Source organism: Abyssisolibacter sp. ZYX002, from assembly GCF_056892235.1.
Genome location: NZ_JARMXH010000002.1, coordinates 18089 through 31102, shown reverse-complemented (window position 1 = coordinate 31102; position 13014 = coordinate 18089). Strand labels below are relative to the sequence as shown.

Genomic DNA, 13014 nt, shown 5'->3' with positions numbered 1-13014 from the left:
GAGCAATTCTTTTGAAAAAAAGAAGAATCTCTCAGGTTTAAAACAGAGCATAAGGCATTGTATGGTGTCGTATGCTTTTTTTGTACGCAGAAAGTAATACTATCATACAAATACTCAAAATAGGAAGTGTGTAAAATGATTGTTATTACAAATAACCCATTAGTTAAAAAAGAGTTAATACAATTTGAAGTTGTATACAAAGAACTTGAGTATTTAGAGATACTTAAAATAGTTAGAGACATGATACATAAAGGTCACAAACTATTAACACATCCTCTTTCGGGTAGCGTTAAGCCTAATGAAACCCCGTACAAATCTATTGCTGTTTCAAAGCAAAAACATAAACTTGATATGGAGTCGCTAATGATTATTGAAAAGAGTATAGAGACTACCATAAAGTTTTTTAAGAATCCAAAACGACCAACATACACAAAAAGTATACTAGAAGATTTTCAATTAATAGATAAAGGATTAATTGAAAAAGCTTTAAGATGATACATAAAATAAATTTATTTAAGGAGTGATCTCACATGGAAAACGTTTATGATGTTGCCATAATCGGTAGTGGACCTGCTGGATTAGCTGCTGGATTATACTCAGGTAGAGCTAGAATGAATACTATTATAATCGAGAAAGAAAAAGCAGGTGGACAGATAGTAACTACAGAAGAAGTTGAGAACTACCCAGGTTCAATAGGAGAAGAATCAGGACCATCATTAATAGCTAGAATGGTTAAACAAGCAGAAGGGTTTGGAGCTAAAAAAGCTAAAGATACAATAACAGATATACAGTTAGATGGAGATATAAAAGTACTAAAAGGTGAAAAAGAAGAATACAGAGCAAAAGCAGTAATTATAGCATCTGGAGCAAAGCCAAGATTAATAGGATGCCCAGGAGAAAAAGAGTTAACAGGAAAAGGTGTATCATATTGTGCAACATGTGATGGTGCTTTCTTTGAAGACTTTGAAGTTTTCGTAGTAGGTGGTGGAGATTCAGCAGTTGAAGAGGCAATGTTCTTGACTAAGTTTGCTAGAAAAGTAACAATCATTCATAGAAGAGATACGCTAAGAGCTGCTAAATCAATACAAGAAAAAGCATTTAAAAACGAAAAAATTGATTTCATGTGGAATAGCGAAATAGTAGAAGTAAAAGGAGAAGGAATAGTAGAGTCAATAGTTGTAAAGAATAGAGAAAGTGGAGAGTTAAAGCAAATTGACGCTGACGAAGAAGATGGTACTTTTGGTGTATTTGTATTCATAGGATTTATGCCACAAACAAACTTGTTTAAAGATAAAGTAGATATGGACCAAAGAGGTTATATTATTACTGATGACAACATGAAAACAAACATCGAAGGTGTATTTGCAGCAGGAGACTGTAGAGTTAAGTCATTAAGACAAGTAGTAACTGCATGTGCAGATGGAGCAATAGCTGCTACACAAGCAGAAAAATATATAGAAGATAAATTTGAATAGGGGGAATTAAAATGTTAGCACTTGATAAAACTAATTTTGAACAAGAAGTATTAAACGCTGAAGGTTATGTACTAGTAGACTTTTGGAGCGAGGGATGTGAGCCATGTAAAGCATTAATGCCGAGTGTGGTTGAATTATCAGAAAAATATGATGGCAACATGAAATTTACAAAATTAGATACAACTAAAGCTAGAAGATTAGCTATAAAACAAAGAGTTTTAGGACTTCCAACAATAGCAATATATAAAGATGGAGAGAAAATAGATGAAGTAACAAAAGACGATGCAACAGCAACAAACATTGAAGAAATGATTAAAAAATATTTATAAGCTTTAGACAACCAGAAGTTGTTTAAATAAATTCATTTATAATTTATGAGGAGGTGAACTATAGTGCGCCTAGAGTTAGGGAATATTTTTATAAAGGATATCCAATTTGGTGATATCACTAAGGTTGAAAATGGAACATTATATGTTAATAAAGAGGAATTGATTGCAGAAGTAAGTGAAGATCAAAACCTTAAATCAGTAGAGGTTCAAATAGCAAAACCGGGTGAAAGTGTAAGAATAACGCCTGTAAAAGATGTTATTGAGCCAAGAGTGAAAGTTGAAGGAAAAGGTGGTATTTTCCCTGGAGTTTTATCTAAGGTTGATACTGTTGGTTCTGGAAAAACAAATGTTTTAAAGGGTGCGGCTGTAGTTACAACTGGTAAGATTGTCGGATTCCAAGAGGGAATTATTGATATGACTGGACCAGGAGCAGACTATACTCCATTCTCAAAGCTTAACAACTTAGTAATAGTTTGCGAGCCAAAAGAAGGAGTAAAAGCACATGAGCATGAAAAGGCTATAAGATTTGTAGGATTAAAAGCTGCTAGATATTTAGGAGAAGCCGGAAGAAATGTTACTCCAGACGAAGTAAAAGTTTACGAAACACTTCCATTATTAAAAAGTGTAGAGAAATATCCAGAGTTACCAAAGGTAGCATATGTTCAAATGTTACAAAGCCAAGGTTTACTTCATGATACTTATGTATATGGAGTTGATGCAAAGCAAACACTATCAACATTAATATCTCCAACAGAAATAATGGATGGAGCTATAATTAGCGGAAACTGCGTGTCTGCGTGTGATAAGAATACAACATATCATCATTTAAACAATCCAATAGTACACGATTTATTTGATGCACATGGTAAAGATATCAACTTTGTTGGTATGATTATTACTAATGAGAATGTTTATTTGGCAGATAAAGAGCGTTCATCAAACTGGACAGCTCAATTAGCAGAGTATATTGGAGTAGATGGAGTTGTAATCTCACAAGAGGGATTTGGTAACCCAGATACAGACTTAATCATGAACTGCAAGAAGGTAGAAAATAAAGGTATTAAGACTGTTATAGTAACAGATGAGTATGCTGGTCAAGATGGAGCTTCACAATCATTAGCAGACGCAGATGTTAAGGCTGATGCAGTTGTAACAGGCGGAAATGCAAATGAAGTAATAGAATTACCACCAATGGATGTAGTTATAGGAGATACTCAGTATGTTGATACTATAGCTGGAGGTACAGATGGAAGCTTAAAAGAAGATGGAAGCATTGTAATAGAGCTTCAAGCTATAACAGGAGCAACAAACGAATTAGGTTTCAACAAGCTTAGTGCAAGAGGATAGATAACAGAAAAAATATAAAATAGAAAGGATGTTGACTATGGGATTATATGATGGTAAAAAAGTTATTATCATAGGCGATAGAGACGGTATACCAGGTCCTGCAATCGAAGAATGCTTAAAAGCTACAGAAGCAGAAGTAGTATTTTCTTCTACAGAGTGTTTTGTCTGAACGGCTGCAGGTGCAATGGATTTAGAAAATCAAAAGAGGGTTAAAGACCTTACAGAGAAACACGGAGCTGAGAATGTTATCGTGTTACTAGGTGCAGCAGAAGCTGAGGCAGCTGGATTAGCAGCTGAAACAGTTACAGCTGGAGACCCTACATTTGCTGGTCCATTAGCAGGAGTCCAGTTAGGACTTAGAGTTTATCATGCAGTAGAACCTGAATTCAAAGGCGAAGTAGATGCAGATGTTTACGATGAGCAAATAGGTATGATGGAAATGGTTCTAGATGTAGATGAAATCATCGAAGAAATGAAAGAGATAAGAGACGAATTTTGTAAATTTTAATAAACGATATTAACTAATGTTAATATACCCTAAAAAATCCGAGAGAGGGGGTAAAAAATGAGTAAAATCAGAGTGGTTCATTATATAAATCAGTTCTTTGCCGGTATAGGTGGAGAGGAAAAGGCAAACATAAAGCCAGAAGTAAGAGAAGGTGTAGTAGGCCCAGGACTAGAATTCAATAAAAACTTTTCAGACGAAGCTGAAATAGTTGCAACAATAATCTGTGGAGACTCATATTTTAACGAAAATGTAGAAGAAGCGAAAGCAGAAGTAATAGGTATGGTGAAAAAATACAATCCAGATCTATTTATAGCAGGTCCAGCATTCAACGCAGGAAGATATGGTGTTGCATGTGGTACAATTGCAGATGCTGTTCAAAGTGAATTAAATATCCCTGTATTAACAGGTATGTACATTGAAAACCCTGGTGCAGATATGTTTAAGAAAAGCGTATATATCGTATCAACTAAAAACAGTGCAGCAGGTATGAGAAAAGCAGTAAAAGTAATGGCTCCATTAGCAATTAAATTAGCTAAAGGTGAAGAGATAGGGTCTGCTAGTGAAGAAGGCTATATTCCAAGAGGTATCAGAAAGAACTATTTCGCAGCAGAGAGAGGCTCAAAAAGAGCTGTAGATATGTTAGTTAAAAAATTAAAAGGTGAAAAATACGAGACAGAGTATCCAATGCCTGATTTTGATAGAGTGGATCCAAATCCAGCTGTTAAAGACATATCTAAAGTTAAAGTTGCTTTAGTTACATCTGGAGGTATAGTTCCAAAAGGTAACCCTGATCATATAGAGTCTTCAAGTGCATCAAAATATGGTAAATATGATATAGCTTCATTTGATGATTTAACAAGTGAAACTCATGAAACTGCACATGGTGGATATGATCCAACATACGCTAATGAAGATGCAGACAGAGTATTACCAGTAGATGTATTAAGAGATTTAGAAAAAGAAGGAAAAATTGGTGAACTTCATAGATATTTCTATACAACAACAGGAAACGGTACTGCAGTTGCTAGTTCTAAGAAATTTGCAGCTGAGTTTGCAAAAGAGTTAGTTGCAGATGGTGTAGAAGCAGTTATATTAACTTCTACGTGAGGTACGTGTACACGTTGCGGTGCAACGATGGTAAAAGAAATAGAAAGAGCTGGAATTCCAGTAGTTCACATTTGTACAGTAGTTCCAATTTCACTTACTGTTGGAGCTAACAGAATAGTTCCTGCGATTGCTATTCCTCATCCATTAGGAAACCCTAGTATGGATAAAGAGGAAGAAAAAGAGCTAAGAAGACATATAGTTGAAAAAGCTCTAAAAGCTTTAGAGACAGAAGTAGACGGGCAAACTGTATTTGAAGATTAATTTCATGGGACTAACTCAGGTACTAAATTTGAGCTAGTCCCATTTAAATATGCGGAGGTGTTAAATATGACTTTTCCAGTAGTAAAAGGAGCTAGTTATATACTAGTTCATACACCAGATATGATTATTCATAATGGTACAACACAAACAACAGAAAAAATAGTAAATCCAGAGTCAGATTATTTAAAACAATTACCAAACCACATTAGAAGCTTTGAGGATGTAGTTAGCTACTTGCCAAACCAAACTTATATTGGAAACATGACTCCAGAAGAACTAGCAGGCTTTGAAATGCCTTGGTTTGATAAAAAAGCAGAGTCAGCATCTAGATACGGTAAATTTGGCGAAATAATGCCACAAGACGAATTTATAGGGCTATTAAAAATATCAGATGCATTTGGATTAGTTGAACTAGAAGCAGAATTTTCAAAAAATGTAACTGAAAAAATAGAAAAACATGAAGTTATAAATAAAGAATTAGTAGCTAAGATACCTACAGAAACAACATTAGAAGAAATAAAAGAGCATATAGAAAAGCATCATGCAGAAGCTATATACAATGACGGCAAATTAGTTGGATGTGTAAAAAGAGCACATGATATAGACGTAAATTTAACATCACATGTAATGTATGAAAATCTAGTAGTTAAAGCATCAGGTTATCTTGCAATGGTAAATCTATTAGAGAAAAACAACATAGATGCAAATGACGTGCAGTATGTAATAGAGTGTTCAGAAGAAGCATGTGGAGATATGAACCAAAGAGGTGGCGGTAACTTCGCTAAATCAATAGCAGAATTAGCTGGATGTATGAATGCAACAGGTTCAGATACAAGAGGTTTTTGTGCAGCTCCAACTCATGCATTAATAGAAGCAGCTGCGTTAGTACAAGCTGGAGTATATGAAAATGTAGTGATAGTTGCAGGAGGAGCTACAGCTAAGCTTGGAATGAACGGTAAAGACCATGTTAAAAAGGATATGCCAATATTAGAGGATACATTAGGTGGTTTTGCAGTACTTGTTAGCAAAAATGATGGAGTTAATCCAGTGCTTAGAACTGATTTAGTTGGAAGACATACAGTAGGTACAGGATCATCACCACAAGCTGTAATAACATCTCTGATAACAGCACCACTAGATAAAGGAAATATGAAAATAACAGATATAGATAAGTACTCAGTAGAAATGCAAAATCCAGATATAACAAAGCCAGCAGGAGCTGGAGATGTTCCAACATCAAACTATAAGATGATAGGTGCATTAGGAGTTAAGAGAAAAGATATAGAAAGAAAAGATTTAATGAACTTTGTAACTAAGCATGGTATGCCAGGTTGGGCACCAACACAAGGTCATATTCCTTCAGGAGTTCCTTATATAGGATTTGCAAAAGATGCAATGACAGAAGGTAATGTAAACAAAGCAATGATAGTAGGTAAAGGAAGTCTATTCTTAGGAAGAATGACTAATCTTTTTGATGGAGTATCAATAGTTATAGAAAGAAATAGTGGAAAGATTAGTGAGGAAAAAGGAGCATCAGAAGAAACAATTAAAAAAATGGTAGCTGAGGCAATGAGAGAATTTGCATCACATTTAACAGTAGAGTAGAGGTGATACAAATGGAGAATAATAATGTTAAAAATATGATAGGAAAGGTTTTTAATGATATAGCAGATGCATTAGAAACTGGAAATTTTGGTCAAAAAATAAGAGTAGCTGTAACGATGCTTGGCAGTGAGCACGGAGTAGAAAATATAATCAAGGGAGCAGAAATAGCTCAAAACAGAGATTCATCAATAGAAGTAGTTCTAATAGGACCAAAAGCAGATACTAGCTTAAAGATATATGAAGCAAACACTGAAGATGAACAATATAAAGTAATGGAAGAACTTTTGGACTCAGGAGAAATAAAAGGGTGCGTTACATTACACTATAACTTCCCAGTTGGAGTATCAACAGTTGGTAGAGTAGTAACACCAGCTACAGGAAAAGAGATGTTTATAGCAACAACTACAGGAACATCATCTCCACACAGAGTAGAAGCTATGGTTAAAAATGGTATTCATGGTATAATCGCTGCTAAGTCTGCAGGTATCAATAATCCTAAAGTGGGCATTTTGAACGTTGACGGCGCTAGGCAAGTAGAAAGAGCCCTTTTAAAATTAAGAGACAATGGATATGATATAGATTTTACTGAATCAATAAGAGCAGATGGTGGCTTTGTAATGAGAGGAAATGACTTATTAGGTGGAGTACCAGATGTTATGATTACAGATTCATTAACTGGAAATTTATTAATGAAAATATTTTCTTCATATACAACTGGAGGAAGTTATGAAGCGTTTGGATACGGATATGGTCCAGGAGTAGGAGCTGGTTATAGTAGAAATGTATTAATTATCTCTAGAGCTTCAGGAGCACCCGTAATAGCAAATGCACTAGCATATGCAGCTCAAGTAGCCAGTGGTAATATTATAGAAGTATCTAAAGATGAGTTTAATAAGGCTAAAAAAGCAAAACTAGAAGATATATTAAATGCTGCAAAAGAAAAGAAAGCATCTTCAAAAGATGAAGAAGAAGTAGCTATGCCATCAAAAGAAGTAGTAACAGGTCAAATTTCTGGGATAGATATATTAGAATTAGAAGATGCAGTAACAGCGCTATGGAAAAACAATATATATGCAGAAAGTGGAATGGGTTGTACAGGACCTATTGTAATGGTAAACGAGTCAAAACTAAGTGAAGCTACGAGTGTGCTTATAAAAGAGGGATATGTTACTCAGTAAGATAAAAATATAGTATATATATTAGCTCATAGCATGGTGTATGAACAGAACATTAATGCTATGAGTTATTTTGTTTTAGTGCGAATATATAAGAACAAAGCATTTTGACAATATAATATAGTATAAAAAAGTAATAATTTACATGTTTAAATATAAAATAAAGATAAAATTTAAGATTGAGATGCAAAAAATACAATATTTTAAATAAACATGTTAAGTATAGCTTGCACCATAACAAAGAAAAATATATAATAGTTGTGTAGTGTTTAACAAAACTTGGATATGTGTTTAGGAGGGTATTTAATGTTAAAAAGATTTTCAATTTTAGGGCTAGTAGTAATCCTAGCTTTATCAATGGTAGTAGGATGTACAAGCAAGAAAGGTTCAGGAGTAACGGTTGGTATGATAACTGATACAGGTGGACTAGGAGATCAATCTTTCAATGATTCAGCTAACAAAGGATTGAAAGAAGCTGAAAAGGATTATGGAATTAAATTAACAGTAATAGAGTCAGCTACTCAAGATGATTATATCCCCAATTTAACAACGTTTGCACAAAAGGAGCAAGATCTAATATTTGCTATAGGATGTTTACTTGATCCTGCTATGGAACAAGCATCAAAGCAGTTTCCAAATCAAAAGTACGCTATAATAGATGGTCATGTTCCAGAAGGAGCTACAAATGTGGCAGCTGCTAGATTTGCAGAAAATGAAGGATCATTTTTAGTAGGAGTTATAGCAGGTCTAAAAACTGAATCTAACAAGATTGGTTTTATAGGTGGACTTAAGATACCTAGTATACAAAAATTTGAATATGGATTTAGAGCTGGTGTAAAGGCTGTTAATCCTAAAGCAGAAGTATTTGTTGATTATGCTAACTCATTTACAGATACTGCAATTGGTAAAGAGTTAGGATTAGCTCTAAACCAAAGAGGAGCAGATATAGTATACCATGCAGCTGGTGGAGTTGGTACAGGTATGATACAAGCAGCAGAAGAAAAAGGTTTCTGGGCTATAGGTGTTGACCAAGATCAATCATACTTAGCTCCAAAGAATGTATTATGTTCAATGCTTAAAGAAGTTGGATTAGCTACTAAAACTATAACAAAAGCTGTTGTAGATGATAAATTTGAAGGTAGAGATTATATATTCAACTTAAAGAACGAAGGTGTTGGATATAGTGATAAAGCTGGTAACTTAACTGATGACCTTAAAGAAGCAGCTGAAAAGTACAAAAAAGCTATACTTGATGGATCTATAAAAGTTGTTCCTCAAACAGAAGAGGAATTCAATTCAATAGAGATACCAAATTTATTAAAATAATAATAAAAGTACTTAATTTATCAAATAATAAGGTCAGCTATAAACTGGCCTTATTATTTGCCATAAAGAAATTATAAATTATATTTAAATATATGCAATGTTCATAGAAATAAAATGGAATCTTAATATTTATTACAGTTCAATTGTCAAAGACATTGCAAAAAAGGAAAAAATTTAGTTTAAATTATAATTTCTTTATGACAGGGATATGATGTATAATCTTATTGTGTGTATTAAGATAAGGAGGGATTTCCACTGAAGACAGTAGTAGAAATGAAAAATATAACTAAGGAATTTCCTGGAGTTAAAGCAAATGACAACGTTAACTTTACTTTAAACAAAGGTGAAATTCGTGTTTTGCTGGGCGAAAACGGAGCAGGTAAAACAACATTGATGAATATACTATATGGGTTATATGAGCCGACAAGTGGTGAAATCTATATTAATGGTGAAAAAGTTGAGATAAAGAATCCAACAGTTGCGATAAGCCATGGAATAGGGATGGTTCATCAACATTTTATGTTAGTTCCGCCATTTACAATTGCAGAAAATATCATACTAGGTTCAGAGCCAACAAGAAAAAACGGAATCAAACTGGATATGAAAAAAGCCATAGAAGATGTTAAAGAAATATCTAACAAATATGGTCTAGCGGTAGATCCAAATGCAAAGATTCAAGACATATCAGTAGGTATGCAACAGAGAGTGGAGATATTAAAAGCGCTTTATAAAGGAGCGGATATACTTATATTAGATGAGCCAACAGCAGTATTGACACCTCAAGAAATAGATGAGTTAGCAATTATACTAAAAAAATTAACACAAAAAGGCAAATCTGTTATATTGATTACTCATAAATTAAAAGAAATAATGGGAATGAGTGATAAAGTAACTATCATAAGAAGAGGTAAACTTATAGATACAGTAGATACAGACAAAACTACTAGTGATGAACTTGCTGAGTTAATGGTAGGTAGAAAGGTCAATTTAGTAGTAGATAAAAAAGAAATGAAGACTGGAGATACAGTTCTAGAAATTAATAAATTATCAGCAGTAGACCAAAGAGGAGTAGTAAAGGTTAAGGGTATTAGTTTTGAAGTTAAAGCTGGAGAAATATTTGCTATAGCTGGAGTTGACGGCAATGGTCAGACAGAGTTAGTGGAAGTATTGACAGGGCTTAGAAAAGCAAAAGGGGGAAATGTATCCTTAAACAACAAAGACATAACCAATACTAAAACTAAGAAGATAATAGAAGCAGGAGTTGGTCATATTCCAGAAGATAGACATAAAAGAGGTTTAGTGCTTGATTTTTCCCTATCTGAAAATATGATATTAGGTAATCACTATGAGGCTCCATTTAGTAAAAATGGACTATTGAATTATAATGAAATAAATAAACATGCAGTAGAATTAATTGGCGAATTTGATGTTAGAACGCCAAATCAACACGTAAAAGCTAAATCACTATCTGGAGGTAATCAGCAAAAGGTTATTATAGCAAGAGAATTATATAGAGATCCAGATTTATTGATAGCAGCACAGCCAACTAGAGGCCTAGATGTTGGAGCTATAGAATTTGTTCATAAGAGAATAGTGGAGCAGAGAAACAAAGGTAAAGCAGTACTTTTAGTTTCATTAGAACTTGATGAAGTATTAGCATTAGCTGATAGAATTGGAGTTATTTATGATGGTAATATCGTAGGAATTGTAAATGCTAAAGATGCAACAGAAAAAGAACTGGGCGTTATGATGGCAGGCGGAAAGAAATAAATAGAACGAGGTGATTATATCATGACTAAAAAAAGTAATATTTTAGAGGCATTTAAAGTGCCGTTAATAGCGATTATATTGAGTTTTTTAATAGGGTCTGTATTTATAATTATAACAGGAAATAATCCTATAGTCGCTTATATAGCATTACTAAATGGTAGTTTAGGAAGTATACCTAAAATAGGAGAGACTTTATTAAAATCTACCCCAATAATATTGACAGGTTTATCTGTTGCATTTGCATTTAAGACTAATCTATTTAATATTGGCGCTGAGGGGCAGTATATAGCAGGGGCAATATCTACAGTTGTAGCAAGTTATATATTTAGAGGTATAGAAAGCCCATTTTTACTAATACCTTTAACGCTGTTAGGAGGAATGTTAGGAGGAGCTATATGGGCATCAATAGCTGGTGTATTGAAGGCTAAGCTTGGTGTACATGAAGTTATAACTTCCATAATGCTTAATTATATAGCACTTTTTATGAGTAATTATTTAGTTAGAGTAGTACTAAACCCATCAGTTATCGAAGGAACAGAAGTTAAATTTCATTCGATTCTTATACCAGAGGCAGCAAGGCTTACAAAATTAAAATCAATATTGCCTATATTTGGGTATTCAAGCTTAAATACAAGTATATTTATTGCGATTGCATGCGGAATAATAGCTTATTTTATATTATATAAAACAACAATGGGATATGAGATACGTGCAGTTGGCTACAATGATTTAGCAGCTCAATACGGTGGAATAAATGTATCAAAAAACATGATATTATCAATGGCAATATCAGGTGCTTTTGCAGGACTTGCAGGATATTCACAAGTAGCAGGACTTTCATTTAAAGTAGACAATGTTGCTGAATCTCCGGGATATGGGCTAGCAGGTATTGCAGTTGCACTTGTAGGTAAAGAACATCCGATTGGAGTAATAGCAAGTGGTATATTATTTGGTATATTGGCAAATGGAGAAAGACATATGCAAATTGCAGGTATTCCAAAAGAAGTAGTAGGAATAATACAAGCAGTTATTATATTATTTATTGCTGGCGATAAAATAGTAAAATTCTTCATGAAAAGAAAAAAGGAGGTGGCTTAAATGACAGTAATCATCATAGGAATTATAGCTGCAACATTAAGATTAGCCACACCGTTAATATTTGCATCATTAGGTGGTATGTTTTCAGAGAGAGCAGGAGTTGTTAATATAGCATTAGAAGGTATAATGATAAATGGAGCATTTTTTTCGATACTAGCTACAAAATATACAGGTATGCCTTTCATAGGTATTCTAGGTGCAATTATTTCAGGTATTATAGTAGCCTTATTATTAGCATATTTTGCTATAAATTTAAAATCAAATCAAGTGGTAGTTGGAACAGCCATAAACTTACTGTCAGCTAGCTTCACAGCATATCTCATTGAGTTAGTATGGGGAAGACCTGGTCAAACAGATGCAGTTGCTAATGCTATAAGTGCTAAACCAATACCTATCATTGAAAAGATACCATTCCTAGGAGATTTAACATCTCAATTAACATTATTTGTTTATTTAGCATTTATTGCAGTTGCAGTTTCTTATTATGTAATGTACAAGACACCGTTTGGACTTAGATTACGTTCAGTAGGAGAGCATCCAAGAGCAGCGGATACAGTTGGTATAAATGTATATAAAATTAGATATAAATGTGTACTGATTAGTGGTGCGTTAGCAGGTCTTGCAGGTGCTACAATTTCACTAGGTGGAGTAAGGTCATTTAGAGAAGGAATGACAGCTGGTAGGGGATTTATTGCGTTAGCAGCAGTTATATTTGGTAAGTGGCATCCAGTAGGAGCAATGCTTGCATGTTTATTCTTTGGATTTACAGAAGCTCTTAAAATACAATCATCTTCTTTAGGATTAGGTTTCTTATCTAATGAATTTTTAGCAGCTATTCCGTATATAGCTACTATACTAGCGCTAGCAGGATTTGTTGGAAAATCAATAGCTCCAGCAGCAAGTGGAAAGAGTTATGATAAAGGTGAAAAATAAATAATATATGTGAAAAATGTCGAATATTAAGGATTTGATTTGTTACACATATAACTTTTTGGTATAATACAAGTAATAAG

At 33.7% G+C, this 13014-nt stretch carries 12 protein-coding genes; all 12 read left to right on the top strand.

What is annotated here, in order from left to right; translation table 11 throughout:
- Positions 1-135 precede the first annotated feature (135 nt).
- The 12 genes from P3X86_RS06110 to P3X86_RS06055 all read left to right on the top strand — a co-directional run bounded on the left by P3X86_RS06110 (position 136) and on the right by P3X86_RS06055 (position 12934).
- Positions 136-495 (top strand): GrdX family protein, encoded by a 360-nt coding sequence (locus P3X86_RS06110; RefSeq protein ID WP_483291771.1) that lies wholly within the window; start codon positions 136-138, stop codon positions 493-495.
- A gap of 35 nt (positions 496-530) precedes the next feature.
- Positions 531-1475, top strand: coding sequence for a thioredoxin-disulfide reductase (gene trxB / locus P3X86_RS06105; protein ID WP_483291770.1), 945 nt, complete (start codon positions 531-533; stop codon positions 1473-1475).
- An 11-nt stretch (positions 1476-1486) separates the two neighbouring features.
- Positions 1487-1804: a thioredoxin TrxA gene (trxA, locus tag P3X86_RS06100; protein ID WP_483291769.1), complete on the top strand. Its 318-nt coding sequence runs from the start codon at positions 1487-1489 to the stop codon at positions 1802-1804.
- Positions 1805-1867: 63 nt separating this feature from the next.
- Positions 1868-3151: a glycine/sarcosine/betaine reductase component B subunit gene (locus P3X86_RS06095; RefSeq protein WP_483291768.1), complete on the top strand. Its 1284-nt coding sequence runs from the start codon at positions 1868-1870 to the stop codon at positions 3149-3151.
- A 37-nt stretch (positions 3152-3188) separates the two neighbouring features.
- Positions 3189-3659 carry a glycine/sarcosine/betaine reductase complex selenoprotein A gene (gene grdA, locus P3X86_RS06090; protein ID WP_483291767.1) on the top strand — a complete coding sequence of 157 codons (471 nt, stop codon included), beginning with the start codon at positions 3189-3191 and terminating at the stop codon, positions 3657-3659.
- A 57-nt stretch (positions 3660-3716) separates the two neighbouring features.
- Positions 3717-5027, top strand: a complete 1311-nt coding sequence (gene grdB, locus P3X86_RS06085; RefSeq protein WP_483291766.1) for a glycine reductase complex selenoprotein B — start codon at positions 3717-3719, stop codon at positions 5025-5027.
- Between the two features lie 66 nt (positions 5028-5093).
- Entirely contained in the window at positions 5094-6632 is a 1539-nt protein-coding gene (gene grdC / locus P3X86_RS06080; protein ID WP_483291765.1) for a glycine/sarcosine/betaine reductase complex component C subunit beta, read from the top strand.
- An 11-nt stretch (positions 6633-6643) separates the two neighbouring features.
- Entirely contained in the window at positions 6644-7810 is a 1167-nt protein-coding gene (gene grdD / locus P3X86_RS06075) for a glycine/sarcosine/betaine reductase complex component C subunit alpha (RefSeq protein WP_483291764.1), read from the top strand.
- A 303-nt stretch (positions 7811-8113) separates the two neighbouring features.
- On the top strand, positions 8114-9133 hold the full coding sequence (locus P3X86_RS06070; RefSeq protein ID WP_483291763.1) for a BMP family lipoprotein: 1020 nt from the start codon (positions 8114-8116) through the stop codon (positions 9131-9133).
- A gap of 255 nt (positions 9134-9388) precedes the next feature.
- Positions 9389-10903 (top strand): ABC transporter ATP-binding protein, encoded by a 1515-nt coding sequence (locus tag P3X86_RS06065; protein WP_483292535.1) that lies wholly within the window; start codon positions 9389-9391, stop codon positions 10901-10903.
- Between the two features lie 21 nt (positions 10904-10924).
- Complete coding sequence (locus tag P3X86_RS06060) at positions 10925-12001, top strand: ABC transporter permease (RefSeq protein WP_483291762.1); 1077 nt, start codon at positions 10925-10927, stop codon at positions 11999-12001.
- Positions 12002-12934: an ABC transporter permease gene (locus P3X86_RS06055; RefSeq protein WP_483291761.1), complete on the top strand. Its 933-nt coding sequence runs from the start codon at positions 12002-12004 to the stop codon at positions 12932-12934.
- The last annotated feature ends 80 nt before the right edge of the window (positions 12935-13014 follow it).